We start from the raw sequence: 24953 nt of genomic DNA on the forward strand, positions 1-24953 counted from the left end.
TTGGGCGCGGTAGCACGAAAAGCGGGCATGGGGATTGAGGTGGGTCAATGGTTGGAGTTGGTCGCACAGCGAACGATGAACCTGTGGGAGCGAATTCATTCGCGAAAGCGTTATTTCAGACACAGATGCGTATCAGGTCCGGCACTTCGCGATTGAATTCGCTCCCACAGGAAATCATTTACCTTCATAGCTGTGGTCTGCAGCCAGAATCCTGGGGCGGATACCGTTGAGGATCAACGCCTGAATGTTGTCCAGGGTCTGGGCAAAGAACGCTGGATCGGCGAGGCTCTTGCCGGTCACCGCATTGATCTGGCTGGCGAAGTCGGCGTAATGCTGGGTCGTGGCCCATAGAGAAAAAATCAGATGGTGCGGTTCGACCGGCGCCAGCTTGCCCGCTTCTATCCAGCCTTGAATCACGCTGACCTTGGCTTCAACGATGTCCCGCAGCGGTTGCTCCAGTTCAGCCAGCATCAGCGGCGCGCCCTGAACAATCTCCAGACAGAACAGCCGGGATTCCGCTGGATGGTCGCGGGAAAGCTCCAGCTTGACCCGAATGTATTCGCTGATCGCCTCGATCGGATCCTGCTCGGCACTGAACCCGCGCAATGGCTTGAGCCAGACATCCAGTAATTGGCGCAGCACGCTGGTGTACAGCTCTTCTTTGCTGGCGAAGTAATAGAGCAGATTGGTCTTGGACACATCCGCCATGCTCGCCACCTGATCGAGACTGGTGCCGTGCAAACCGAACCGGGAAAAGATTTCCAGCGCCGCATCAAGAATGACCGTGCGCTTGCCTTCGATCAGACGCAGACGCCGATTGACCGTCGAAGCACTGGCGGCTCGGGTGCTTTTGCCTTTCGCTGCGGGCTTGGCTTTGATGGGTTTGGCGGGTGGTTTGTTGTTCACGTTCACGACCGGATCTATCTGGAATACCGGGGCACTTTACCTTGTGTGGTGGGGGTGGGGTAAATAGTTGGCGGTGCAGGGAGTTGCATGTTGGAGCGAGGCTTGCCCGCGAATCAGGCGACTCGGTCCGTCAGCATCACCGAGTAATCATTCTTCGCGGGCAAGCCTCGCTCCAACAGAACCCCACCCTGCCCCGTCTGCGTGCACCACGCACAAACCAAGTGCTCTAACGTAGACCAAATGGTCTGAAACAATCACACCTCTTACACCAACTCGTTGTTTTAAAAAGACAATCAAAAACTGGCCTGCTTCATGCAAAACGGCTTGTGTCGCGTGCTGCCGGGGTGCTCCGGGCGCACTGTTCATCGCAACCGAGTGCAAGAGGCCTTCTCATGGATATTGGAATCTTCATCCCCATCGGCAACAACGGCTGGCTGATTTCCAGCAATGCGCCGCAGTACATGCCGACCTTCGAACTGAACAAGCAGATCGTGCAGAAGGCCGAGCATTACGGCTTCGAGTTCGCGCTGTCGATGATCAAACTGCGTGGCTTCGGCGGCAAGACTGAGTTCTGGGAACACAACATGGAGTCGTTCACGCTGATGGCTGGCCTTGCCGCCGTCACCAGCCGCATCCATCTGTTCGCCACCGTGGCGACGCTGACCATTCCACCGGCCATCGTCGCGCGCATGGCGTCGACCATCGATTCGATTTCCAACGGCCGCTTCGGCGTCAATCTGGTCACCGGTTGGCAGAAACCGGAATACGAGCAAATGGGCATGTGGCCGGGGGATGAGTTTTTCTCGACACGCTACGAATACCTCGCCGAATACGCCCAGGTGCTGCGTGATCTGTGGAGCACCGGGCACTGCGACCTCAAAGGCAAATACTTCACCATGAACGACTGCCGGGTCAGCCCAAAACCCCAGGCCGAGATGAAAATTATCTGTGCCGGGCAGAGCGATGCCGGCATGGCGTTCTCTTCGCAATACGCCGATTACAACTTCTGCTTCGGCAAGGGCGTGAATACCCCCATGGCCTACGCGCCGACGGCGGCAAAACTGATCGAAGCCAACGAAAAAACCGGACGTAACGTCACCTCCTGCCCGCTGTTCATGATCATTGCCGACGACACCGACGAAGCCGCCCGCGCCCGCTGGGAACACATCAAAGAAGGCGCCGACGAAGAAGCCATCGCCTGGCTCAGCGACAAAGGCGCGGCGGACAAGAGCCCCGGCTCGAACATGCGCCAGATGGCCGACCCCACTTCAGCGGTGAACATCAACATGGGCACGCTGGTTGGCTCCTGGGCTTCGGTAGCAAAAATGCTCGATGAGGTGGCAACCGTTCCAGGCACTCAGGGCGTGATGCTGACCTTCGATGACTTCGTCAAGGGCGTGGAAGATTTCGGCCAGAAGATCCAGCCGCTGATGACCTGCCGCCAACACATCAATCTGCTCAAGGAATCCGCCTGATGAATGCGCCTGCATCACTTTCCGGCTATCTGTTGCCGGAGTCCTCCACCCCGGCCCGGGAGCTGCCAGCCCGCCCGGAAGCTTTGAGCCTCAAAGCCAGCGAAACGGCGCTTATCGTCATCGACATGCAGAACGCCTACTCCACCCCTGGCGGCTATCTGGACCTGGCCGGTTTTGATGTGAGCACCACCGGGCCGGTCATCGCCAGCATCCAGAAAGCGCTGACGGCGGCGAGAGCGGCGGGCATTCAGGTGATCTTTTTCCAGAATGGCTGGGACTCGGATTATGTGGAAGCCGGCGGCCCGGGCTCGCCTAACTGGCATAAGTCCAATGCCTTGAAAACCATGCGCAAGCGTCCCGAACTGCAAGGCACGCTGCTGGCCAAGGGCGGCTGGGATTATCAATTGGTGGATGAACTGCAACCCCAGCCCGGCGATATCGTGCTGCCGAAAACCCGTTACAGCGGCTTCTTCAATACCAACTTCGATAGCGTCCTGCGCAGCCGCGGGATTCGTAACCTGGTGTTCACTGGCATCGCTACCAACGTCTGCGTGGAATCCACCCTGCGGGACGGTTTCTTCCTTGAATACTTCGGCGTGGTGCTGGCCGATGCCACCCACCAGGCGGGACCTGCGTTCGCGCAACAGGCGGCGCTGTTCAATATCGAGACTTTCTTCGGCTGGGTCTCCAGCGTCGATGAGTTCTGCACCACCTTCCAGACTGCGTAACCCGAATCAATCCGAGGAAACTTCATGACCAAGAAAGCGATCATGCCGGCCGGTACCAGCAAACCCATCGCCCCCTTCGTCCCAGGCTCCATGGCCGATGGCGTGCTGTATGTGTCCGGCACCCTGCCCTTCGACAAGGACAACAACGTGGTCCACGTCGGCGATGCCACGGCCCAGACCCGACACGTGCTGGAGACCATCAAAAACGTGATCGAGACCGCGGGCGGCACGATGGATGACGTCACGTTCAACATGATCATGATCAAGGACTGGGCCGACTACGCCAAGGTCAACGAGGTGTATGCCGAATACTTCGCCGGGGAAAAACCTGCCCGCTATTGCACCCAGTGCGGCCTGGTGAAACCCGAGGCGCTGATCGAAATCGCCAGCATCGCCCACATCGGCTGAGTCACAAGCTCATCCCAAAAAAGCAGACGCATGAACGCCTGCATTGGAGTCTTGCATGCATTACGAAATCCTCGGCAATCAGGCAACCGCTGCGCCGACGCTGGTGTTGAGTTCCGGGCTTGGCGGTTCGGCCCGTTTCTGGGCGCCGCAATTGCCGGTTCTGGAAGAACAGTATCGGGTGGTGGTTTACGATCAGGCAGGCACCGGTCGCAGCCCGGCGAACCTGGCCGAGGACTATTCGATTGCGAGCATGGCTCACGAGCTGCTTGACCTGCTCGACAGCATTGGCGTTGAACGCTGCCATTTCATCGGCCATGCCCTGGGCGGGCTGGTGGGGCTGGAATTGGCCCTGCAACGGCCGCAACTATTGCAAAGCATGGTGCTGATCAACGCCTGGAGCAGCCCCAACCCGCACAGTGCCCGTTGCTTTGCGGTGCGCAAGAACTTACTGCGAGATAGCGGGCCAGCGGCTTATGTGCAGGCCCAGGCCCTGTTTTTGTACCCTGCCGACTGGATCGCCGAACACAGTGCACAACTGGCCGAGGACGAAGCTCACGCCCTGGCGCACTTTCCCGAAACCGACAATCTGCTTCGGCGCATTGCCGCGTTGCAGGCCTTCGATATTGAAGATCGACTGGCGCAGATCCAGACCCCGACCCTGTTGATCGCCAACCGCGATGACATGCTGGTGCCCTGGCAACGCTCACAACATCTGGCTGACAACCTGTCGGCCGGGCAATTGCTGCTTCTCGAATACGGCGGCCACGCCTCCAGCGTCAGCGATGTGCAGCCCTTCAATCGGGTGTTGCTCGACTATCTGGCCAGTCAGGTCTGAACGGAGATATACCCATGCAAGCTTGCGAACTTCTCGCCGTGGCCCAGACGCTGGTGCCTATCCCGCAGCAGGACTACCGCGACGCCATGGCCGGCCTGGCAGCAGCGGTGAATGTGATCACCACCGACGGGCCTCATGGGCGCTGTGGCTTTACCGCCACGGCGGTGTGCAGCGTTACCGATTCACCGCCGACCCTGCTGGTCTGCCTGAATCGATCCGCGTCTGTGCACGCCGCGCTGACCGCCAATGCAACACTCTGCGTCAACACCCTGAGTTGCGACCAACAGGCGCTGTCCAGTCTGTTCGGCGGCAAGACGCCCATGGCCGAGCGTTTTGCGGCGGGGCAATGGCAAACCTGGGTGACCGGCTCGCCGGTGCTGGAGGGTGCTGCGGCTTCGTTCGATTGTCGGGTCAGCCAGACCGTCAGCGTCGGCACCCATGACATTCTGTTCTGCGAAGTGCTGGCGCTCAGTCGCCAGAAGGATGCGGCGGGGCTGGTGTATTTCGACCGGGCTTATCATGGGGTTGGAGGGTAGCGTGCGCCTGACCTGTTGACCCATAAAATGTGGGAGCGGTGCTTGCCCGCGATAAGGACACCGAAGATATCAGGTCTATCGTATCCAGCCTTATCGCGGGCAAGCACCGCTCCCACAGGTGGCGGAATCACTCAACCCGCTTGATCGACACCACTTCAAAATACTTGTACTTCTCTTTGGCAGCCGCTTTACGCGCTTCCTGCTCAGCGTCGAAGGTGCTCAAGGTTTTCGCTTCGTGCACAAACAGCGTTTCCTCGCCTTCGAACTCCTTGGTGACCCGCAACGTGACGACCAGAGCAGGAGACAGGCGCTTGGCCTTGGGCTTTGGCTTGGGTGCCGGCGCGACTTCCACTACCAGCTCTGGCTCAGGCTCGGCCACTTTTTCAGGGGCAGGTTCAAATATGGGCTCTGGCTCTGCGGAGGCTGGCGTTGCCGATGAAGGAACATCCAGACCCAACGCTCGGCGCATATCGTCTTCGGTCAACCCTGTGCTCATGTGCAGCGTTCTCTCTAACAGTGATCAATGGGCGCGATGATCAACAGGCGCGACGGAAAAAACAAGTCCGCAATGGTGCAGGGCTCGATATCCGCTCGCAAAGCCGCCATCCAGACCTCTCGGCCATTGGTTCGTGACAACCGGGTCCGGGTCCACTAGATTAGGCGCCCCGAAAAGACCCGTGGTCTTTTCGCGCCTCAAACCTGAAATAGTGAAATTCAATGCTCGATTCCCAGACAAACGAATCCGTGACCTCTTCCAAGCTGGAGTATGAAAATTCCATCGGTCTGTCCCAGCACGTGCCTCAGGCCAAGACCATCAGCGAGATGGTCCTCGATGCATTCCAGACCGCCAAGGAAAGCGAAGAAATTCGCCAGTTGCGCGCCGCCATCCGCCAGGCGCAAGACGACCTGGATGACGACCAGGCTTACGAGCTGATGGGCGAACTCAAGCGCCTCAAGGATGCTGAAGCGGCCGACAGCGCGGCCCTGGCTGATTTGAGCACGCAGTTCCCGATCAGCCGGATTCTGTCCAGCTACAAAGACGACCCCGCCTTTCAAGAGCTGGTCTACAGCCTGGCCCTCAAGGTGCTGAACCACACGCATCAGGCGATCAGCAACCCGAGCACCGGCAAAAGCAAAACCGCCCGCGCCAAGAAAGAAGCAGAGGTCTACACCATCAGCAAGGACGGCCAAAGCGTCACCCTGCCCCTGCGCACCCCACGCTCGAAGCTCAACGTTGACCGCGAAGCTCTGGAGTTCCTCGGTTTTGTGTTTGTTGGCGAAGGTGACGAGGCTGAGCTGCAAAGCGAGACGTTCACCGACAGCGAAGGCACCGAGCTGCCAGTGACCCGTAAAAACATCGTGACCGCCCTGCAACAGGGCAAGGCGTTTGAGGGTTATAGCATCGGTTAAGGGGATGCCCGCCGGATTGAATGGAACCCTGTGGGAGCGGTGCTTGCCCGCGATGAGGCTGGACCCGATTCACACTAGAATTGCGGTGACCTTATCGCGGGCTAGCCACGCTCCCACAGTTTGGCGCTAACGCGCTATGGTCGCTGCCTGATTACCCCCCTGTTCAGCAATAGCCGACAACTTCTCATCGGCGCCCTTCTCTTCCGCAAGGGTATCGCCCAACAGCCTTGCGGCGTCTTTCATGCCCAGCTGTTTAGCCATGGCGATCAACGTGCCATAAGCCGCGATCTCGTAGTGTTCGACTTTCTGGCAGGCGCCGACCAGGGCTGCGTCCAGCACCTCACCCTTTTCAATCTCATCAAGCAACTCCTTGCTCTCTTCGACCAGCCCCTCCATGGCTGCGCATTTCATGCGCTTTAGCTTGAGCTCGCCCTGCTCCACCAACTGATCGATACGCTCGATCTGCCCGTAGGTTTCTTCCAGATGGGACTCGAACGCTTCCTTGAGCAAAGGATTGGTGGACGCCCGCGCCAGCCGGGGCAAGGCTTTGGTGATCTGTTTTTCAGCGCTGTACATATCTGAAAGCTCATGGATGAACAGATCGGCAACCGTGGTTCTTGTGCTTGTCTTGGCCATGTCGGCACCTCATTGAAAAATGATGGTAGATGGACGCGAAACCGGTGCGAAAACTCACTTGCATGACGCAACTGTCAAGGGTGCGGAGTGACGCCGGAAAAAGGCGTTCAGCGAAGCGGATGAAGAGGCCGACGAAATGCATGCCGCCTCGCTGAACGCTCCTCCGATTCGCGACATGGGCGCCCTCGCTAACGGACTAGTCCGCCAGCAGCTTGGCCGCGCGCTGAACCGGAGGATTGGCGAGATCGTCGACCCCGATACTCGGCACAGAAGACACAAAAAGCCCGATGACCTTTTTTGCAACATCCTGAAACATCCACCTCAACACAAATGGAAATAATTCCTGATGGGGACGTTATACTATAACGAATTCCTAAGGAAAAACCGAAATGCCCCCTCGCAAAATGGCCTCATTCGCAGGTCTCGCTTTTGGTCTTCTGACCGATGCCAGCTTCGCCGAACAATCCGCACAGACCTACGAACTCGACGCTATCACGGTCAATGCAGACACCGGTTATGAATCGGCAAGCGGGCCCGTCAGCGGCTATCGGGCCATCCGTTCTGCCAGTGCCACCAAGACCGACACCGCGATCAAGGACATTCCACAGGCGATCAGTGTGATCCCCGCCAGCGTATTGAACGATCTGGGCAGCCATAACGTGGAGCGTGCGCTGGAGTATGCGGGCGGTGTGTCTAAACAGAACAATTTCGGCGGCCTGACTCTTTACGAATACAGCATTCGCGGCTTCACCACTTCGGAGTTCTACAAGGACGGTTTCAGCGCCAACCGCGGCTACCCGAGCACCCCGGACGCCGCCAATGTCGAGCGCATCGAAGTGCTCAAAGGCCCCGCCGCCAGCCTCTATGGCCGGGGAGATCCGGGCGGTACGGTGAACATCGTAACCAAGAAACCTCAGGCTGACGCTTTCACCACCCTGCAAACCAGCGCTGGCAGTTGGGATCGCTACCGCACGGCACTGGACGTCAACGCCCCGCTCAACGACGAGAAGAGCTTGCTGTCACGGGTCAATCTGGCGGTCGAGGACAATCACAGTTTTCGTGACCATGTTCAAAGCAAGCGGGTCTTCGTCGCGCCGACCCTGAGCTGGCAATTGAATCCCGACACCCATTTGTCGGTGGAAACCGAGTTCGTGCGCCACAGCTCGACCTTTGATCGCGGCATCGTTGCACCCAATAACAAGTGGAGTGGCATGTCCCGCCGTACTTTCCTGGGCGAGCCGAACGACGGAGACATCGATAACGACAACAACATGATCCAGGCAGCGCTGGAACATCACTTGAATGACTTCTGGTCGCTGCGCCTGGCCAGTCATTACAAGGAAGGCGAACTATCCGGGGCGGCCTCGGAAAGTCGCGCCCTGAATGCCGATGGCCATACCGTCAACCGCCGTTATCGCGAGCGGGACACGAACTGGCATGACAGCATTACCCAACTGGAACTGCGAGGGCTGGTGGACATTGGTAGCTGGGAACATCAGCTGTTGTTCGGTACTGAATACGAGAACTACCGCAAGAACGAGCGCGTTACCAACACCGCCGGCAGCCCTTACGCCATCGACATCTACCAGCCGGTTTATGGTCAGGCAAAACCCAATGGTCTGCGCTCCGGGACTGACTTCTTCGAGCACGTCGAAAGCCAAGCGCTGAATCTGCAAGACCAGATCATGTTCACCGATAAACTGCGGGGCATGATCGGCGCGCGTTTCGAACACTTCGAGCAGAGCACCGACGACTTCACCCGCAACGCCACCAGTAAGCAGCGGCATGACGAGGTGACCTATCGAACCGGCCTGCTCTACCAGTTCATTCCGGAAATTGGCGTCTTTGCCAACGCGTCCACCTCTTTCAAACCGAATAACGGGCTGGACGCCGCTGGCAACAGCTTCAAGCCGGAAGAAGGCGTGGGTTATGAAGCCGGGATCAAGACTGAGCTGTTTGACGAGCGCCTGAGCGCCACCCTCGCCGCCTTCCATATCGAGAAGGAAAACGTGTTGGCGCTGGACCCGGGCACTGATTTCAGCCGCGCCATGGGCAAGGCCCGCAGTCAGGGTTTCGACCTGCAATTCAACGGTCAGGTCACCGACGCCGTGCGGGTGATTGGCGCCTACGCCTGGATTGACGCAGAAGTGACCAAGGGTGATACGGCCATCCCCTCAGGCAGCCGCATTCTCGGCGTAGCCAAACACAGCGGCAGCCTGCTGGGGGTTTACGAGTTCCAGAACGGCGCATTCAAAGGCTCGGATCTGGGCGCGGCCTTCACTTATGTCGGCGACCGCTCTGGGGAAGCTGGCGGCAGTTTCGAGCTGCCGGCTTACCACACCGTTGACCTGCTGGCCCATTACAAAGCCAGCGAAAACATCACCGTGGGCCTGAACCTGAACAACCTGTTCGACGAGAAATATTACGAGCGTTCCTACAGCAATTACTGGGTCAACCCCGGCGAACCGCGCAACTTCACTGTCAGCCTTACCCTTAGCCTCTGATCAACAAGGACTTACCATGCACTTTGCAAAAACCATTCTGGCTCTAAGCCTGCTCGGCACCCTCCACCAGGCCAGCGCCCATGGCCTGTGGACTGAAGAACGTCGCGGCAACATCGAGGTGGTCTATGGCCACGGCGCGGAAGACAGCAAGTTCAAGGCAGAAAAAGTCAGCGGCGCCTGGGCCTATGACCGGGGTGGCAAGATGATCCCGGTGACCGTTGAACGCCTGAGCGACCATGCCCGGCTGGTGCCTTTGAGCAAGCCAGCGGTGATGGCAGTAGCACTGAACAACGGCATGTGGTCGCAGACCGCTGACAAGAAATGGACCAACGAAGGCCGCAGCAAGGTTCCCGGTGCCGTCACCGCGCTGCAGACGTTCAAATACAGCCTGGCGATCTATGAGCCAGGTGTGAAATTGCCCAATCTAAAAGGTTTGAAACTGGTGATTGTGCCGCAAGCCGATCCGTTGAGCGTCGGGCCGGGCAAACCGTTGCCGGTGAAGGTGCTGATGGATGGCAAACCGTTGGCGGGAATCAAGTTGATTGGCGACTACCGCAGTCAACCAGACGAGGTTAGCGCGACCACTGACGCTGAAGGCCGGGCCACTGTAGTGGTGCGCAACGAAGGCTTGAACATTATTGCTGCCGAGACTGTTGTGAAAGTCAGCGGCAACCCGGACATCGACGAGCAAGGGCTGTTTACTTCGCTGACATTCCTGGGTGAAGCGCATCACGAGTAACAAGCGAAAAACCGGCCTCCCTGTGAAAGCGGAGGCCGGCTCTGTCTACATTTGTGGGAGCGGTGCTTGCCCGCGATGAACGATAACTCGGTCTGTCTGCCAGACCGAGGTGCCTGCATCGCGGGCAAGCACCGCTCCCACAGGACCCCGCGTCTATTCCTTGCCACTGGTTAGAAATACTTCAACCAGGCAATATCCTTGCGCCGCGCTTTGAAACTGGCGAAAGCCTTGACTGCCGGGAACAGACCGACGGCCAGTAGCGCCGAACAGAGCCACACGGCACCCACCGAATCGAAGCCGAAATAATCCCCCTTGTTTGCACCCCAGATCGCAGTGGCAATCAGGTACAGAATTTTCAGTACGTACAAATGCAGCAAGTAGAAAAACATCGGCGCCGCCCCGAATACCAATAGCGGTTTGAGCCAGCCCCGCCCTGCCGCCCGCTCGAACCAGACCAGCAACAGCAGGCCGATGCCGAGTGTCAGGCACACGAACATCAGCGACGGCGGATACTTGGTGATGTTGAAAAAGCTCATCACGGTTTGCACCGCGGTTTCGCCAGATGCCCAGGGCTTCTCGCCATAGCCATTGAGCAGCCGCAAGCTGAAGAACAAGCCCAGAAGCCCCAGACCGGAGGCAATCAGACGGTTCTGACGCTTGCGCGCATCAGCACCCGACGCAAACCAGGGACCCGCCGCATAGCCCAGCGCGATCACACCAATCCATGGCAACACCGGGTAAGACGTGCGCAAACGCAGCCCTTCCCACGGCATCAGCCAGCTGCGGTCATGCAGGATGGCCCAGGGTACGTACATGGCCGAATCCTTGGCAAAGTGCACACCATCAAGCAGGTTGTGCCCGGCAATGATCACCACGCCCAGGCCCACCAGCGCAGGTCTGGGCAGCTTCACCAGAATCGCCAGCGCCACCATGCTCAAACCAATCGCCCAGATCACCTGCAGATAGACCGAGGTCGCCGGAAACTGGAAGGTCCAGGCGAAATTGACCAGGGTGAATTCAAGGACGATCAGGAACAAGCCACGCTTGAACAGAAAGCCCGACACCTCGCCTTTGCCATAGCGCTCGCCATAGAGAAAGGCTGAGAGACCGGTGAGAAAGATGAATAGCGGCGCACACAAATGCGCCAGGGTCCGGCTCAGAAACAGGTCTGGCGGCGTGGTGGCGACGTCCATGGGGTCCGAGACCTGTAAATGCAGCAGGAAGGTTTCGCGAACATGATCAAGCAGCATGAAAAGAATGATCAGGCCGCGCAACGCGTCGATCGATTGCAATCGCGTGGAAGCCAGCGGCTTCAGAAGTTGGGTCGTCATCGAGAAACTCATGGTGAGGGATTGGTGCAGAAACGGCTGGTATGAATAGAACGAAGCACTGCGAGTGATCTTAAGAAATACGCGCAAATGTTATGTTATACCAAATCAAACAGCAACCCGCCGAGCATGCACGTTTGCGATGCCAACCCCAGACGCCCCTCCCCCTTTGTGCGAGCGAATTGATTCGCGAAAGCGGTGTGTCAGACCTTGGTATTTTTCAGGTCCCGTTTCGCGACTGAATTCGCCCACAGTGAGAAATCATTCACGCCCCCGCAACCCGCTCGTCAATTCATCCCGACACTTGAGCAAGGCTGTTTCGATGCTGTCCCTGGCCTCAGCGATGCGCCAGGCTGGACCCGCGACGTCGATGGAGTAAAAGCCCTGCGGGGTCTGCAGACTCACCGCTACTGAGGCCACACCCGGAGTGTGTTCTTCATTGCCGAAGGCGATGCCCGTCTGCCTGATCTCTTCGAGCTGCTCAAGCAACCGGGGCAAGGTCAAGGTATTGGGGGTCAGCGCCTTGATTTTCCGGCCGATCAGCTTGATTACCGCCTCGTTGTCCATCCGGGCCAGCAGCGCTTTGCCGCCGCCAATGCCATAGATATTCAGAAAGCCCCCGGGGCCGGAAGATACCCGTAGCGCGTGGCTGGAAATCACCGTGTGCAGGATCAGCAATTCGGCACCTGCCGCACTGGCGAGCACAACGGTTTCGCCAGTTTCGGCTCCCAGGCTTTCCAGATACGGCCGCGCCTTCTGCACGATGTCCACATGACTACGTGACGCCAGCCGCATCAAGGCCGGGCCCAGGCATATCCCGCCACGACCATGAACTTCCAGCAGTTCTTCAAGGGCCAACGCGTCGACCAGACGCTGCACTGTGGAACGCGGCAAACCGCAGCGCTTGGCAATTTCCCCCAGGCTCAAACCCGCCGGCTCGCCTTCAAGGCTACGCAGGATAGCCGCAGCCCTTGAAATCACCTGAACGCCACCGCGATCCGAATCTGTAGCTGTCATGACACACCTTGATATATGTATTACTGATTGATACAGTGTACCGCCTAATAGGCCGTACCTGAACTGCCGTAACAGGATTTTTCACGTGTCATCCCTTCCCTCGCCGCCCGCCCCCGCTCCCTTCACCTCCCGCCTGGCACTAGGCCTGATTGGCGTGCTGATTGCGGCGCTGACTTCCGGCATCAATGATCGGGTCACGGACATCACCCTGGCAGACATTCTGGGCGTGTATGGCCTGGAGCATGATCAGGGCACCTGGATCAGTTCTGTGTATGCCGCTGCGGAAGTGTCGGCAATGCTGGTGGCGCCATGGTTCGCGGTGACTTTTTCCCTGCGCCGTTTCGCCATCGTCGCGACCTTCGCCTTTACCTTGTTTGGCGCAATTATCCCGTTCGCCCCCAACGTGGAAAGCCTGATCACGCTTCGTGTGCTGCAAGGCCTGGCAGGTGGTGCGTTACCGCCATTGCTGATGACGGCGGCGCTACGTTTCTTGCCCTGGCACATCAAGCTGTATGGCTTGTCGGCCTACGCGCTGACTGCCACGTTCGGCCCGAATCTGGCGATGCCCCTGGCCGCACTCTGGACAGAAGGCGTCGACTGGCGAATGGTGTTCTGGCAGATCATCCCGTCGGGTCTGATCGCTGCCGCACTCATCGCCTATGGACTGCCGCAGGATCCCTTGCGCCTGGAACGTTTCAAGCAGGCAGACTGGCGCGGTGCCTTGCTGGGGGTCAGCGGCGTCACCATGCTGGTGATCGCCCTCACCCAGGGTGAGCGCATGGACTGGCTGAATTCACCGCTGATTACGTTTCTGCTGTTGGGTGCCGCCTTGTGTATCCCGGCATTCCTGATCAACGAATGGTTTCACCCGTTGCCGTTGTTCAAACTGCAACTGCTCAAAAGACGCAACTTCAGTTATGGCCTGATCACCCTGTGCTTGTTCATGTTTGTGGGCCTGGCAGGCAGCGCGATACCGGCAGGATACCTGACCAACATCCAGGGCTATCGCCCGCTGCAAACCATGCCCACCGCATTGATCATTGCCTTGCCGCAATTGCTGATCGCGCCGCTGGTGGCCCTGCTGATCAACCGCAACTGGGTCGACTCACGCTACGTGATCGCCTTCGGCCTGGGCCTGTTGACCCTCGCCTGCCTCGGTGGTTCGTTGATCACCAGTGAATGGATCCGCGACGACTTTTACCTGCTGCAACTGCTGCATACCTTCGGCCAACCCATGGTGGTCGTGCCGCTGTTGATGAATGCGACCGGCGTCATTCAGCCGCTGGAAGGCCTCTTCGCCTCGTCCATGGTCAACACCCTGCGCGGTCTGTTCTCGGTGATTGCCGGGGCGGCGCTGGAAAACTTTGTCACCCATCGTGAGCGCTTTCATTCCAACGTGTTGCTCGACGGGGTTGGCTCAAGGCTGCAAGGGCTGGACCCGCTACACACCGCGCAGGGCACGGCCGCTCTGGCCCATCAGGTCAAAGAACAAGCCTATGTATTGAGTTACAGCGACGCGTTCCTGGCGTTGCTGGTCGTCATCGCCGTTTTGCTGGTCATCCTCGTGACCCTGCCCAAGCGCGCCTATCCACCGCAACTTCCGGTACCGTCATGAAACAGCATAGAACCGCCCTCTCTCTGGCTGGCATCGCCATCGTTGTCTGCGCCGTTTACATCGGCTACCGCCTGATCAGTGGCGGCAGCGTGCAACAGACCGACGACGCCTACATTCGGGCCGATTCGGTACTGGTGTCATCGCGGCTGTCCGGGCAAGTGATCAAGGTTGCGGTGGAGGACAACCAACGGGTCAAGGCCGGTGATCTGCTGGCGGAAATCGACAGCGCCGACTTTCAGGTAGCACGCCTGTCGGCCAAGGCCAACGTCGAAGCCGCGTCGGCGCAGATCCAGAACCTGCAAGCCAGCATCCAACGTCAGGCAGCGGTGATTGACCAGGCGTCGGCCGTCACCCGCGCCACTGCAGCCTCCTTGAAATTTGCCCAGGAAAACGCCAGGCGTTATCTGAACCTGTCCAATGCTGGAGCCGGTACCCAACAGGAACGGCAGAAAACTGATGCCGAATTGCTGGGCTGGCAAGCCGCCCGAGACCGCGACGAAGCGTCCCGGGTCGCTGCGTCGAAAAGCCTCGACGTGTTCAAAGCGCAACTGGAAGTTGCCAAGGCCGCACTGGCCAAGGACCAAGCCGCGCTGCAACAGACCGAGCTGAATATTTCCTATACCCGTATCACCGCGCCTCAGGACGGTATGGTCGGCCAGCGCTCGGTGCGGGTCGGCGCTTATGTGTCGCAAGGTCAGGCGTTGATGGCGGTGGTGCCGTTGCAGGAGGCCTTCGTGGTCGCCAATTTCCGTGAGACTCAATTGGCGAAAATGCATCGTCAGCAGAAAGTCGAACTTAGCGTCGACAGCTTTCCCGACCACAGTTTCAGCGGCTATATCGACAGCATCGCCCCGGCCACCGGTGTGTCGTTCTCGCCCATTGCCCCGGATAACGCCACCGGCAACTTCACCAAAGTGACCCAGCGCATCCCGGTCAAGATTCGCTTCGACGCCGATCAGCCGGATCTGGACAAGCTGCGCATTGGCATGTCGGTGGTGGCACGGATCGACACTGCCCAGACTCAGGGGCAGCAATCACAAGTGCAACAGTCACAGGCAAAGGCGCATTGAGATGAAATATTGTCTGTTGTTCGCCGCAATGCTCAGCCTGGGTGCCTGCTCGGTCGGCCCCGACTTTCAGCGACCGCAGGCGCAGCTGCCGCAAACCTGGCAGACCTCGCCACATGCGGGCAGCGCACCGGGTAGCCCGGCCGACAGCCAATGGTGGCAGCAGTTGGGCGATCCGCAGTTGACCGATCTGGTAGAGCGCGCCGCCAAGGCCAACCTCGACGTGCGGGCGGCCAGTAACCGCCTGGAACAAAGCCGGGTAATGCGTCAGGTCACCGGCAGCCAGCAGTTGCCCGGCGTCGCGGGCAACGGCAGTTATCGCCGGGCCCGCAACAGCGCCGAGGGTCTGAACGATCCATCCGGCGAGTCCGGCCAGGCGCCTTTCGAGCTGTGGAGCGGCACTCTGGACGCCAGTTGGGAAATCGATCTCTGGGGCCACGTGGCGCGTAACGTCGAAGCCGCCGATGCACAAATCCAGCTGACCCAGGCGCAGCACGATGGCGTGCTGCTGAGCATCGCCGCAGAAACCGCCACTGACTACATTCGCTTGCGGGGAGTTCAGGCCAAGCTTGGCGTAGCGCGGCAGAACCTTGAAATCGCCCGGCAGAGCCGCCAGTTGACCCAGACGCGTTTCGAAAATGGCGTGACCACGAATCTCGACACCTCCAACGCTGCGGCCCAGGTGGCGAGCATCGAGGCCGTGCTTCCCGAACTGAGCGCCGAGCAGGATCGACTGATCAATGCCCTGAGCTACTTGCTCGCCGCACCGCCCCAGGCATTGAACGCTGAGCTGATTGAACCCAAAAGCATCCCTCATCCAGCACCGGATGTACCCTTGGGTGTGCCGTCGGAACTGGCGCAACGCCGTCCCGATATTCAGCAAAGTGAAGCGGCGCTGCATCAGGCGACGGCAGAAATCGGCGTTGCCCAGGCTGACTTTTATCCCCGAATCAGCCTCGGAGCCAGCTTTGGTACTCAGGCAAAGGACGGTGCGGATGTGGGCAGCTGGAGCTCACGGCAATGGTCGTACGGGCCAAGCCTGTATTTGCCGATTTTTCAAGGTGGACGTCTGACCGGCACGCTGGAATTGCGCAAAAAGCAGCAACAGCAAGCAGCCCTGAGCTACCAGCGCGTGGTGCTTGGTGCCTGGCATGAAGTGGATAACGCCATGACGGACTATGCCGCGCAGAAACAACGGCACAGCGCGCTGATGGAAGCTGTCAGCCAGAACAACATCGCCTTGAGCACCGCCAGGGATCGCTACACCCAGGGCGCTGCAGACTTCATCAACGTGCTGGGTGTGCAACGTGCCTTGCTAGAGACTCAGAGTGCTCTGGTGGACAGCGCGACGGCGGCGGCGATTGATCGGGTTCGGTTGTATCGGGCGTTGGGCGGGGGTTGGCCGAAGGGCTGAAGACAACATCTGCCCGGCGCCCTGGAGGATATTGCCTATCATGTACTGCCAGCGTTGCAGCGCCGGGGTCTGTTGCGCACCGAATAAAAGGGCAACCCACATCGGGACAATCTGGGCCTGCAACGTTCCGCGCATCGCCGTCAGCACGAGCCGGTCTGACCTGCGCGCCATTACAAAAAGTGAGAACCACCATGACGTATACCGCTGCCGAAAACCGCTACGAGCAAATCCCCTACCGCCGCACTGGCCGCAGCGGGCTGGTATTACCTGCCCTGTCCCTCGGCCTGTGGCACAACTTTGGCGACAGCACGCCCATCGACACCCAGCGGGCCATGCTGCGCACCGCGTTCGACCTTGGCATCAACCACTTCGATCTGGCCAACAATTACGGCCCTCCGTATGGCAGCGCTGAAGTCAATTTCGGTCGGCTTTTTCGTGAGGACTTCAAGCAGTATCGCGACGAGCTGATCATTTCCACCAAGGCCGGTTGGGACATGTGGCCAGGGCCTTATGGTCAGGGCGGTGGGTCGCGCAAATACGTGCTGGCCAGCCTCGATCAAAGCCTGCAGCGGTTGGGCCTGGACTACGTGGACATTTTCTATTCCCACCGTTTCGATCCGGACACACCACTGGAAGAAACCGCCAGCGCCCTGGCCACCGCTGTGCAACAGGGCAAGGCGTTGTACATCGGTATCTCGTCTTATTCAGGGGCCAAGACCCGGGAAATTGCCGAGCTGCTCAAAGGCTGGAAAGTGCCACTGCTGATTCACCAACCGGCGTACAACCTGCTCAATCGCTGGGTCGAGAAAGACCTGCTGCAAACCACAGAACAACTCGGCGCCGGGGTAATTGCGTTTACCGCCCTGGCTCAAGGGCTGCTCACCGACAAATACCTCAATGGCGTGCCGCAGGATGCCCGGGTTAATCGCCCCGGTGGCGGCTCATTGCAGGCCTCGCATTTATCCGAAGCCAACATCGCCCACGTTCGGGCGCTGAACGAAATCGCCAAACGCCGCGGCCAGAGCCTGGCGCAAATGGCCCTGGCCTGGACCTTGCGCGACTCGCGAGTCACTTCGGCACTGATCGGCGCCAGCCGCCCGGAGCAAATCATCGAAAACGTCGCCGCCCTGAAAAACCTCGAATTCAGTCAGCAAGAGCTGGCCGAAATCGACCGCTTCGCCCAGGAAGGCGGAATCAACCTGTGGGAAAAGCCGTCGTTGGCGGAGTGAAATCAAAGCCTGCTGCAGCTCCCCGGTGAAAGCGGTTCGGTCGCAAGACCACTGACTTTTGCCGGGGATGTTGGTTAGCGCAGTCGGTCGACTTTCGGTGGGACGCAACAGGTCTTACGGCCGTTTGACTCGACTCGTGAACTTATCAAGCTGATATGAGAGGGCTCAATACATGCAATATTTTTATAATAACCTTAGCTCGAAATAGAATTTCACAGGCCGCTCTTATAGCCATATGTTGCAGGTACGGACCGGGGACACCTCCCCGAGCGCGTCCAACCCCATGCGGTATGACTACAAGAAGGAGCGGTTCATGAGCATCGAATTCATCGGTTACATCGCCACCCAGCCGGGCTCGGAAATCCACCCACGCAGCGGCCCGACCATCCAGCCGGAGTACGTCGCAAAGGTCGCCAGGGCCCATGAGGACGCTGGCTTTGATCGCGCTCTGGTGGCCTACCATTCCAATAGCCCGGACAGCGCCTTCGTTGCAGCCCACGCCTCAAGCGTGACCACAAAACTGAAGTTCCTTATCGCCCATCGGCCTGGCTTCATTTCGCCTACCGTGGCTGCCCGGCAGTTCGCGACCCTTGATGTATTCAATGGCGGGCGCACTGCGATCCACATCATTACCGGTGGCGATGATAAGGAACTGCGTGCCGACGGCAGCCATATCGGCAAGGACCAGCGTTACGCACGCACCGATGAATATCTGGGCATCGTGCGTCAGGAATGGACCAGCGAAACACCCTTCGATCACCAGGGCGAGTATTACCAGTTTGAAGGCGCGCACTCGCTGGTGAAATCTCCCCAGCTGCCGCACATACCGGTGTATTTCGGCGGGTCTTCCCCAGCTGCAATCGCCGTGGCGGGCAAGCATGCCGATGTCTATGCGCTATGGGGCGAGACGTACGATCAGGTCCGAGCGGTAGTCAAAGAGGTGCGTGCCGAAGCCGCCAAACACGGCCGGACCGTACGTTTCAGCCTGTCGCTGCGGCCGATTCTGGCGGAAACGGAAGAGAAAGCCTGGGCCCGTGCCGACAGCATTCTGGAACGCGCCAAAGCCATCGCCGAAGGCAACGGTTTCGTGCGCCGTGAACCACCCAACGAAGGCTCGCGCCGCCTGCTGGCCGCTGCCGCACAAGGTTCCCGGCTGGACAAGCGCCTGTGGACCGGCATCGCAGGGTTGCTGGGCGCGCAAGGCAATTCCACCTCGCTGGTCGGTACCCCGGAGCAAGTGGCCGAAGCGCTGCTCGACTACTACGACCTGGGGATCACCACTTTCTTGATTCGCGGCTTCGACCCGCTGGACGACGCCATTGACTACGGCAAAAAACTCATTCCGTTGACCCGCGAACTGGTAGCCAAGCGTGGACGTGAGGCGCAGGAGCAAGTCGCCTGAAATATCAGCTCTTGCGTTTCCGACCCGCTACCCGTCTTTGACTGTCTGTTTTCGAGAGCGCCATGCCAAAACCCTTAGTGAGTATTCGCCTGCGTCGTCCGTTGCTTGCAGCTCTTGCCATCGCTGCTGTGTGGTCATTGATGCTACCCGCCCACGCCCGTGAAACGGTGCGCATCGGTTATCAGAAATCCTCAACCCTGATCACCGTTCTTAAAAACCAAGGCACCCTTGAGAAAGCCCTGAACGCTGCAAACGTCGACGTCAGCTGGCATGAATTCCCCAGCGGCTTGCCCCTGCTGGAATCGCTGAACATCGGCAACGTCGACATCAGTGCCGATGTTGCCGACACCGTACCGATCTTCGCCCAGGCTGCTCAGGCAAGGCTGACTTACTTTGCCGAAGAAACCCCGTCGCCCGCAGCCCAGGCCATCGTGGTGCCGAAGGACTCACCGATCCAGAGTCTGGCCGATCTGAAAGGCAAAAAGGTCGCAGTCACCAAGGCGGCGGGCACTCACTATCTGCTGATCGCGGCACTGACCAAGGGTGGTCTGAAGTTCTCGGATATTCAGCCTGCTTACCTGACCCCGGCTGATGGCCGCGCCGCCTTTGAAAACAACAAGGTGGATGCCTGGGTAACATGGGAGCCCTTTCTCACCAGCGTGCAACGCCAACTGCCAACTCGCACCCTGGCCGACGGCACTGGCCTGGCCAGCTATAAGCGCTATTACCTGACCAGCACGCTCTACGCCAAGGCTCACCCTGAAGTGCTCAAGCTGGTGTTTGATCAACTGCAGAAGGCCGGCCAGTGGGTTAAAGGCAACCCGAAAGAAGCTGCCGCCGTGCTCGGCCCGCTGTGGGGCAACCTGGATACCGCCACGGTGGAAATCGCCAATAGTCACCGTAGCTATGAGGTGCGACCGGTGAAGGTCGATCAACTCGGCGAACAACAGAAAATCGCCGACGCATTCTTTGCCGCCGGGCTGCTACCCAAAGCGGTGGATGCCAAGGATGTGGAGATCTGGCAGCCGTAAGCTCGACCTGTGGAGACACTGGATCTGTAGGCGCTGCCGAAGGCTGCGAATAGCGGTGTGCCAGGCTCATCGCCTTCGACAGCCAGGATCAACCACGGTAATAATGCGTGCACATTTTCCAGCCGGAGCCTTCAGCCGTGGCCGTCCCGCACGCTATTTTGCCGATCTTTCTCTTGATTGTTCTGGGCTACTTCCTTCGCCAGCGAGGCACGCTCACGGCGGAAAGCAACAAAGCCTTCGGCGAAATAGCGTTCAAGATCTTTATGCCCATGGTGTTGTTCACCGGCATGGCCAAGGCCCCGCTGCATGACGGCTTGAACATGACGATTCTGGCGGCTTATTTCATCCCGGCCCTGATCATTTTCGCCGGGGTGAACCTGGTAGCGCACCTGCGTATCGGCCATCCAACCCCTTTCGGACTGACCGCCGCGTTTGGCAACAATGGGTTGATCGGCATCGCGCTGATTGCCAGCTTGTTCGGCAATCCAGGTTTGGTGCTGCTGTTCACGATCCTGGCAGTGCACAGCTTGCTACTGTTCAGCTTCCAGAGCCTTTACAACAGCTTTGCCAGCGGCGAGCCATTCAGCTTCAAGACCCTGATCGCCAGCCTGGCCAATCCGATGATCATCGGCCTGTTGCTGGGCGTACTGCTTAATCTGTCGGGCTTGAGCCTGCCCTTGTGGGCCGACCACCTGACGACGTGGCTGGCTCAAGCAGCCCTGCCCAGTGCCCTGATCGTCCTGGGCGCCAACCTCGCTGGTTTCCGCTTGCGCCCCAGCGTCGAAGCCATCGGCATCACGGTCGCCAAACTGCTGATCATGCCGCTGCTGGTGTTGCTGACCTGCAAGGTCTTGGGCGTCAGCGGCACACCCCGGGCCGTGCTCATGCTGATGGCAGCCAATCCCTGCGGCGTGAACGTGCTGGGCTTCGCTCGCACCCAGGAGGATGTGCAAAAAACCAGCTCGGCGATTTGCCTGTCGACACTTTTTTCCGCGGCGACCTTGCCGATGTGGATGTGGATCAATGGCTGGGTGTGAGCTGTTGGGAAAGGTCTGGACTGCCCGGATATGTGGGCCTGTGCAGTCACACAGGCTTCAGCTGGATTGAAGCTTTTGGTGTTGCAGAATCACGCCGTTCGCACTTCGCTCAATAGCTCAGGATGGCGATCAAGCAACATGAGCAGCTTGATCAGCGCCACGGGCGGCTTGGTCTTTCCGTTCTCGTAGCGAGAGAAGGCATTGATACCGCCACCAAAAATTTCCGCCGCCTCCCGCTGATCCAGAGCGAGTTTTTTGCGTACTGTGGTGATGAATGCCGGGTCAACAATCGAGGCATTCACTTGCTTGTTGAATACCAGCATTGCAGCACTCACTCGGGCGGATTCCCATGCCTCCAGAATCGCTTCGCCACAAGCAGCGCAATAGACACCGGTTACCGAATGGATGACCGTGGACTCGGTTTTGTAGGTGTACGGCATGTCGCGAGTATCATGCACCGCCTCGGCTGCACCACAAGATGGACATTTCATGTTCATAGCTCCTTGAAGGACACGATGAGCACGTCATCAATGACCGTGAGTTTCAGGTAAACCTCGCCGCCAGCTGTTGATGGCCGGTAAACGTCCTGCCAGATTTTGTGATCCGCATGAGTGGTCATGCTCTTGTAGAAATCCGCAGGAATCAGCGACATTGACAACCTGGACAATTGCTTCGAAGTCGAAACCTAACGCTGCACCGCCAACAAGTGCTGACGAAGTCCCGCTTACCCTTCCTTGTGCAACTAACTTTTTGATGATCGCAAGCTTGCAATGAGGTGCTGATTTCACCATGGCCGGAAACTAACCTACTAGGTTTAATTTGGCAAGTAGGTTAAATCAGCATCCACCTGGAAGATCCATAAATAGTTACCGCAGGCCCATCACAGAAGCGAGGGTCGATTCCATCTGGGGCTTGCTCTCTTCAAACCCCCAAAAGCCGCTTCGTCGTCGTCATCGCATTGTTCAATGACTGGCCGGTACGTTGCAGCTTGTTGAGCAAACTGGCGCCCAGCCAAAGCTGGTAGAGGGTTTCAGCCAGTTGACGGGCGTCGCCGTCAGGCAGGGTTTTATCGGCTTGGCCTTGCTCAATGCTGGTGGTAATGCGCGATACCACTTGCTCCGCTCCGTCACGCAAGGTGACTCGCATGGCTTCGGACAAATCCGAAACCTCGGCGCTGAGCTTCACCACCAGGCATTCATCGCCGTACTCGCCCAGCACGCAGCGGTCCTGCCAACCCTGCCAATAGCCCATCAGCCGCTCGCGGGCAGACAGACCGGGTAGCGTCAGACGTCGCTCCATGTCGGCGAGGTAGCCGACAAAGTAGTCCTCCAGTAAAGCCTGGCCGTACAGCTCTTTGGATTTGAAGTAGTGATAGAACGAGCCCTTGGGCACGCCAGCGGTTTGCAGGATCTCGTTCAGCCCGACACTGGTGAAGCCTTTCTCAGCCATCATTCGATGGCCGGTGTCGATCACATGTTGGCGGGTATCGTCGTAGGTCGGTTTCATGAGGCTCGCAGTAGCAAACAATAGACCAGTCGTATATTTCAGTGAGCAGGAGTTTGCCACATCTCCCCGCAAAAAACCCTAGACGAAAAAAATCATAGACGACTGGTCTATTTTGAACTTAAGCTGAGCCCCGACGACAAATTCTTCGGATGCCGACGACGAGCCAATCAATGGCCGCCGGTAACATCCACCAATCCAGGGTGCGCTATGAAAATATTGATGGTTCTGACTTCACACGATCAACTCGGCAATACCGGCAAGAAAACCGGCTTCTGGCTCGAAGAGTTCGCAGCTCCCTATTACGCCTTCAAGGACGCCGGCGCGGACGTGACGCTGGTCTCGCCAGCAGGTGGCCAGCCACCGCTGGACCCTAAAAGTGACGAGCCCGATGCACAGACGGCCGAAACCGATCGCTTCCGTAACGACCCATCCGCGCAGCAGGCACTGGCCCACACCGGCCTCTTGTCGGACGTCCGCGCTGATGATTTCGACGCCGTGTTTTATCCAGGTGGCCATGGTCCACTCTGGGACCTGGCCGAAGACAAGCACTCAATCGCGCTGATCGAAGCCTTTGATCGCAGCAACAAGCCACACGGTTTTGTCTGCCACGCACCGGGCGTATTGCGTCACGTGATGGCCGAGAATGGCAAACCATTGATCCAGAATCGTGACGTGACTGGCTTCACCAACGCCGAAGAGGCTGCGGTTGGCCTGACTGACGTGGTGCCGTTCCTGATCGAAGACGAGTTCCAGAGCCTCGGCGGGCGCTACTCCAAAGTGGCCGACTGGCAGGTTCACGTCGTGGCTGACGGGCAACTTGTCACCGGCCAGAACCCTGCCAGCTCCGCTGCCGTCGCAGAGAAACTGTTGAAGATGCTCGGCTGAGTCCTTCGCTGACGCGTTTGCACTTCCCTGCATGAAAACCGTGCACTCATCTGCACGGTTTTTTATACATGAAAAATAGTTGACTGGTCTAATAAGCCCCAACAAGGTATCCCCATGAGTAAAAGCAGCTTCTTCAAACCCGCGACATTAGGTTTGCACACCCTGAAAAACCGTATCGTTCTGCCGCCCCTGACCCGCCAGCGCAGCACCCAGCCCGGCAACATCGCCAATGAATTGATGGCTGAGTATTACGAGCAACGCGCGGGCGCCGGTTTGCTTGTTACCGAAGGCACTCAAATCGAACCTCGTGGTCAGGGCTATGCCTGGACACCGGGTATTCATACCGCTGAGCAAATCGCTGGATGGCGCAAGGTCACCGAGGCGGTGCACGCCGTTGATGGCGTGATCTTCGCACAGCTCTGGCACGTGGGCCGCGTGTCGCATACCGCATTGCAACCTGAAGGCGGCGCCCCGGTATCCGCGTCCGCCGTAGCCACAGACCGGGTCAGCGTATTTATCGAAACCGCGCCCGGTGCAGGTGCCCTGGTGCCGCCGTCCGCCCCGCGCGCACTGACCACGGATGAAGTACAGGAGCTGATTCAGCTTTATATACAAGCCGCGCGCAATGCCATGGACGCAGGCTTCGATGGCATCGAACTGCATTGCGCCAACGGTTATCTGGTGAATCAGTTCATTTCCGCTCACAGCAATCTGCGCACTGATCAGTACGGCGGCTCACTGGACAACCGCTTGCGCTTCCTTCGTGAGGTGGTTGCGGGTGTCGCTGAGTGCATTGGCAAAGAGAAAGTCGGCGTACGTTTTGCCCCGCTTTTCACCACCACCGACGAAGCGCGGACTTATCTGGGCATGGTTGAGGAAGACCCGCACACCACCTACATCCAGGCTATCAAGGTGCTTGAGGACGTGGGCATTGCCTACCTGTCGATCGCGGAAGCCGACTGGGACAATGCGCCGGAGATGCCGGAGACGTTTCGCAGGGCGGTGCGCAGCACCTTCAGCGGCGCGATTATTTATGCGGGCCGCTATAACGCAGAATCCGGTGCCAGGCTGCTCGACTCCGGGCTGGCCGACTTTGTTGCTTTCGGCCGCCCGTTCATGGCCAATCCCGATCTGCCTGCACGGATCGCCAACAACTGGCCTCTCAACACGCTGAACCCGGCGACGGTGTATGGCGGCACGGGTGAGGGTTATGTTGATTACCCGGCTTACGGCGGGTAACCATTC

24 protein-coding genes and 1 pseudogene are annotated in these 24953 nt (G+C 58.8%); 17 read left to right on the plus strand and 8 right to left on the minus strand.

The window, feature by feature from the left end:
* Window positions 1-174: 174 nt before the first annotated feature.
* Window positions 175-912 (minus strand): HTH-type transcriptional regulator RutR, encoded by a 738-nt coding sequence (rutR, locus tag IV01_RS0124925; RefSeq protein ID WP_154232208.1) that lies wholly within the window; start codon window positions 910-912, stop codon window positions 175-177.
* 386 nt (window positions 913-1298) lie between these two features.
* On the opposite strand from rutR, the gene rutA reads away from it, so the two are divergent.
* From rutA to rutF, 5 genes are read left to right on the plus strand one after another with little or no spacing between them, the layout of a single operon-like run.
* Window positions 1299-2381, plus strand: coding sequence for a pyrimidine utilization protein A (gene rutA / locus IV01_RS15685; protein ID WP_032627796.1), 1083 nt, complete (start codon window positions 1299-1301; stop codon window positions 2379-2381).
* A complete protein-coding gene (rutB, locus tag IV01_RS15680) occupies window positions 2381-3109 on the plus strand; it encodes a pyrimidine utilization protein B (RefSeq protein ID WP_032627797.1) in 729 nt (242 codons plus the stop codon). The genes rutA and rutB overlap by 1 nt, the downstream gene beginning before the upstream one ends.
* Before the next feature lie 24 nt (window positions 3110-3133).
* Window positions 3134-3517, plus strand: a complete 384-nt coding sequence (rutC, locus tag IV01_RS15675; RefSeq protein WP_032627798.1) for a pyrimidine utilization protein C — start codon at window positions 3134-3136, stop codon at window positions 3515-3517.
* 55 nt (window positions 3518-3572) lie between these two features.
* Window positions 3573-4352, plus strand: coding sequence for a pyrimidine utilization protein D (rutD, locus tag IV01_RS15670; protein ID WP_032627799.1), 780 nt, complete (start codon window positions 3573-3575; stop codon window positions 4350-4352).
* A gap of 14 nt (window positions 4353-4366) precedes the next feature.
* Window positions 4367-4888 (plus strand): NADH-dependent FMN reductase RutF, encoded by a 522-nt coding sequence (gene rutF, locus IV01_RS15665; RefSeq protein WP_032627800.1) that lies wholly within the window; start codon window positions 4367-4369, stop codon window positions 4886-4888.
* A 127-nt stretch (window positions 4889-5015) separates the two neighbouring features.
* On the opposite strand, the gene IV01_RS15660 is transcribed toward rutF, so the two are convergent.
* The gene (locus IV01_RS15660) at window positions 5016-5384 is read right to left on the minus strand and encodes a hypothetical protein (RefSeq protein WP_032627801.1); all 369 of its coding nucleotides are present in this window, start codon (window positions 5382-5384) and stop codon (window positions 5016-5018) included.
* Between the two features lie 221 nt (window positions 5385-5605).
* Between IV01_RS15660 and IV01_RS15655 the strand changes: the two genes are divergently transcribed.
* Window positions 5606-6298, plus strand: coding sequence for a hypothetical protein (locus IV01_RS15655; RefSeq protein WP_032627804.1), 693 nt, complete (start codon window positions 5606-5608; stop codon window positions 6296-6298).
* A 126-nt stretch (window positions 6299-6424) separates the two neighbouring features.
* Here IV01_RS15655 and IV01_RS15650 read toward each other — a convergent pair whose 3' ends face one another.
* On the minus strand, window positions 6425-6934 hold the full coding sequence (locus tag IV01_RS15650; RefSeq protein WP_032627805.1) for a ferritin-like domain-containing protein: 510 nt from the start codon (window positions 6932-6934) through the stop codon (window positions 6425-6427).
* Between the two features lie 389 nt (window positions 6935-7323).
* Between IV01_RS15650 and IV01_RS15645 the strand changes: the two genes are divergently transcribed.
* On the plus strand, window positions 7324-9438 hold the full coding sequence (locus IV01_RS15645; RefSeq protein WP_032627806.1) for a TonB-dependent siderophore receptor: 2115 nt from the start codon (window positions 7324-7326) through the stop codon (window positions 9436-9438).
* A gap of 16 nt (window positions 9439-9454) precedes the next feature.
* Window positions 9455-10177 (plus strand): DUF4198 domain-containing protein, encoded by a 723-nt coding sequence (locus IV01_RS15640; protein ID WP_032627807.1) that lies wholly within the window; start codon window positions 9455-9457, stop codon window positions 10175-10177.
* 170 nt (window positions 10178-10347) lie between these two features.
* Here the strand turns inward: IV01_RS15640 and IV01_RS15635 are convergent, their stop codons facing one another.
* Window positions 10348-11508 carry a DUF1624 domain-containing protein gene (locus tag IV01_RS15635; protein ID WP_032627808.1) on the minus strand — a complete coding sequence of 387 codons (1161 nt, stop codon included), beginning with the start codon at window positions 11506-11508 and terminating at the stop codon, window positions 10348-10350.
* Between the two features lie 258 nt (window positions 11509-11766).
* Complete coding sequence (locus IV01_RS15630; RefSeq protein WP_032627809.1) at window positions 11767-12522, minus strand: IclR family transcriptional regulator; 756 nt, start codon at window positions 12520-12522, stop codon at window positions 11767-11769.
* An 85-nt stretch (window positions 12523-12607) separates the two neighbouring features.
* On the opposite strand from IV01_RS15630, the gene IV01_RS15625 reads away from it, so the two are divergent.
* From IV01_RS15625 to IV01_RS15600, 7 genes are all read left to right on the plus strand, one after another.
* Complete coding sequence (locus IV01_RS15625; protein WP_032627810.1) at window positions 12608-14137, plus strand: MFS transporter; 1530 nt, start codon at window positions 12608-12610, stop codon at window positions 14135-14137.
* Entirely contained in the window at window positions 14134-15207 is a 1074-nt protein-coding gene (locus IV01_RS0124930) for an HlyD family secretion protein (RefSeq protein WP_032627811.1), read from the plus strand. The genes IV01_RS15625 and IV01_RS0124930 overlap by 4 nt, the downstream gene beginning before the upstream one ends.
* A gap of 1 nt (window position 15208) precedes the next feature.
* On the plus strand, window positions 15209-16618 hold the full coding sequence (locus IV01_RS15620; RefSeq protein WP_032627812.1) for an efflux transporter outer membrane subunit: 1410 nt from the start codon (window positions 15209-15211) through the stop codon (window positions 16616-16618).
* Window positions 16619-16809: 191 nt separating this feature from the next.
* Window positions 16810-17847 (plus strand): L-glyceraldehyde 3-phosphate reductase, encoded by a 1038-nt coding sequence (mgrA, locus tag IV01_RS15615; RefSeq protein WP_032627813.1) that lies wholly within the window; start codon window positions 16810-16812, stop codon window positions 17845-17847.
* A 313-nt stretch (window positions 17848-18160) separates the two neighbouring features.
* Complete coding sequence (locus tag IV01_RS15610) at window positions 18161-19249, plus strand: LLM class flavin-dependent oxidoreductase (protein WP_032627815.1); 1089 nt, start codon at window positions 18161-18163, stop codon at window positions 19247-19249.
* A gap of 62 nt (window positions 19250-19311) precedes the next feature.
* Window positions 19312-20280 carry an aliphatic sulfonate ABC transporter substrate-binding protein gene (locus tag IV01_RS15605; protein ID WP_032627817.1) on the plus strand — a complete coding sequence of 323 codons (969 nt, stop codon included), beginning with the start codon at window positions 19312-19314 and terminating at the stop codon, window positions 20278-20280.
* Between the two features lie 137 nt (window positions 20281-20417).
* Window positions 20418-21317, plus strand: a complete 900-nt coding sequence (locus tag IV01_RS15600) for an AEC family transporter (protein ID WP_032627818.1) — start codon at window positions 20418-20420, stop codon at window positions 21315-21317.
* An 89-nt stretch (window positions 21318-21406) separates the two neighbouring features.
* Here the strand turns inward: IV01_RS15600 and IV01_RS15595 are convergent, their stop codons facing one another.
* The 3 genes and pseudogenes from IV01_RS15595 to IV01_RS15590 form a co-directional block, all read right to left on the minus strand.
* A complete protein-coding gene (locus IV01_RS15595; RefSeq protein ID WP_032627819.1) occupies window positions 21407-21808 on the minus strand; it encodes a type II toxin-antitoxin system MqsA family antitoxin in 402 nt (133 codons plus the stop codon).
* 2 nt (window positions 21809-21810) lie between these two features.
* A pseudogene (locus IV01_RS27035) lies at window positions 21811-22108 on the minus strand (type II toxin-antitoxin system MqsR family toxin).
* A gap of 130 nt (window positions 22109-22238) precedes the next feature.
* A complete protein-coding gene (locus IV01_RS15590; protein ID WP_032627820.1) occupies window positions 22239-22823 on the minus strand; it encodes a TetR/AcrR family transcriptional regulator in 585 nt (194 codons plus the stop codon).
* Window positions 22824-23030: 207 nt separating this feature from the next.
* Between IV01_RS15590 and IV01_RS15585 the strand changes: the two genes are divergently transcribed.
* Window positions 23031-23708: a type 1 glutamine amidotransferase domain-containing protein gene (locus IV01_RS15585; RefSeq protein ID WP_032627821.1), complete on the plus strand. Its 678-nt coding sequence runs from the start codon at window positions 23031-23033 to the stop codon at window positions 23706-23708.
* 114 nt (window positions 23709-23822) lie between these two features.
* On the plus strand, window positions 23823-24947 hold the full coding sequence (locus IV01_RS15580) for an alkene reductase (RefSeq protein ID WP_032627822.1): 1125 nt from the start codon (window positions 23823-23825) through the stop codon (window positions 24945-24947).
* Window positions 24948-24953: the final 6 nt, after the last annotated feature.

This window comes from Pseudomonas syringae (genome assembly GCF_000737245.1).
Lineage (GTDB): Bacteria > Pseudomonadota > Gammaproteobacteria > Pseudomonadales > Pseudomonadaceae > Aquipseudomonas > Aquipseudomonas syringae_J.

What these genes read in the sequence shown, in the direction of transcription:
- rutA (WP_032627796.1), top strand. Translation starts at nt 1,299, where the DNA reads ATGGATATTGGAATCTTCATCCCCATCGGCAACAACGGCTGGCTGATT.
- rutB (WP_032627797.1), top strand. Translation starts at nt 2,381, where the DNA reads ATGAATGCGCCTGCATCACTTTCCGGCTATCTGTTGCCGGAGTCCTCC.
- rutC (WP_032627798.1), top strand. Translation starts at nt 3,134, where the DNA reads ATGACCAAGAAAGCGATCATGCCGGCCGGTACCAGCAAACCCATCGCC.
- rutD (WP_032627799.1), top strand. Translation starts at nt 3,573, where the DNA reads ATGCATTACGAAATCCTCGGCAATCAGGCAACCGCTGCGCCGACGCTG.
- rutF (WP_032627800.1), top strand. Translation starts at nt 4,367, where the DNA reads ATGCAAGCTTGCGAACTTCTCGCCGTGGCCCAGACGCTGGTGCCTATC.
- IV01_RS15660 (WP_032627801.1), bottom strand. Translation starts at nt 5,384, where the DNA reads ATGAGCACAGGGTTGACCGAAGACGATATGCGCCGAGCGTTGGGTCTG.
- IV01_RS15655 (WP_032627804.1), top strand. Translation starts at nt 5,606, where the DNA reads ATGCTCGATTCCCAGACAAACGAATCCGTGACCTCTTCCAAGCTGGAG.
- IV01_RS15650 (WP_032627805.1), bottom strand. Translation starts at nt 6,934, where the DNA reads ATGGCCAAGACAAGCACAAGAACCACGGTTGCCGATCTGTTCATCCAT.
- IV01_RS15645 (WP_032627806.1), top strand. Translation starts at nt 7,324, where the DNA reads ATGCCCCCTCGCAAAATGGCCTCATTCGCAGGTCTCGCTTTTGGTCTT.
- IV01_RS15640 (WP_032627807.1), top strand. Translation starts at nt 9,455, where the DNA reads ATGCACTTTGCAAAAACCATTCTGGCTCTAAGCCTGCTCGGCACCCTC.
- IV01_RS15635 (WP_032627808.1), bottom strand. Translation starts at nt 11,508, where the DNA reads ATGACGACCCAACTTCTGAAGCCGCTGGCTTCCACGCGATTGCAATCG.
- IV01_RS15630 (WP_032627809.1), bottom strand. Translation starts at nt 12,522, where the DNA reads ATGACAGCTACAGATTCGGATCGCGGTGGCGTTCAGGTGATTTCAAGG.
- IV01_RS0124930 (WP_032627811.1), top strand. Translation starts at nt 14,134, where the DNA reads ATGAAACAGCATAGAACCGCCCTCTCTCTGGCTGGCATCGCCATCGTT.
- IV01_RS15620 (WP_032627812.1), top strand. Translation starts at nt 15,209, where the DNA reads ATGAAATATTGTCTGTTGTTCGCCGCAATGCTCAGCCTGGGTGCCTGC.
- mgrA (WP_032627813.1), top strand. Translation starts at nt 16,810, where the DNA reads ATGACGTATACCGCTGCCGAAAACCGCTACGAGCAAATCCCCTACCGC.
- IV01_RS15610 (WP_032627815.1), top strand. Translation starts at nt 18,161, where the DNA reads ATGAGCATCGAATTCATCGGTTACATCGCCACCCAGCCGGGCTCGGAA.
- IV01_RS15605 (WP_032627817.1), top strand. Translation starts at nt 19,312, where the DNA reads ATGCCAAAACCCTTAGTGAGTATTCGCCTGCGTCGTCCGTTGCTTGCA.
- IV01_RS15595 (WP_032627819.1), bottom strand. Translation starts at nt 21,808, where the DNA reads ATGAAATGTCCATCTTGTGGTGCAGCCGAGGCGGTGCATGATACTCGC.
- IV01_RS15590 (WP_032627820.1), bottom strand. Translation starts at nt 22,823, where the DNA reads ATGAAACCGACCTACGACGATACCCGCCAACATGTGATCGACACCGGC.
- IV01_RS15585 (WP_032627821.1), top strand. Translation starts at nt 23,031, where the DNA reads ATGAAAATATTGATGGTTCTGACTTCACACGATCAACTCGGCAATACC.
- IV01_RS15580 (WP_032627822.1), top strand. Translation starts at nt 23,823, where the DNA reads ATGAGTAAAAGCAGCTTCTTCAAACCCGCGACATTAGGTTTGCACACC.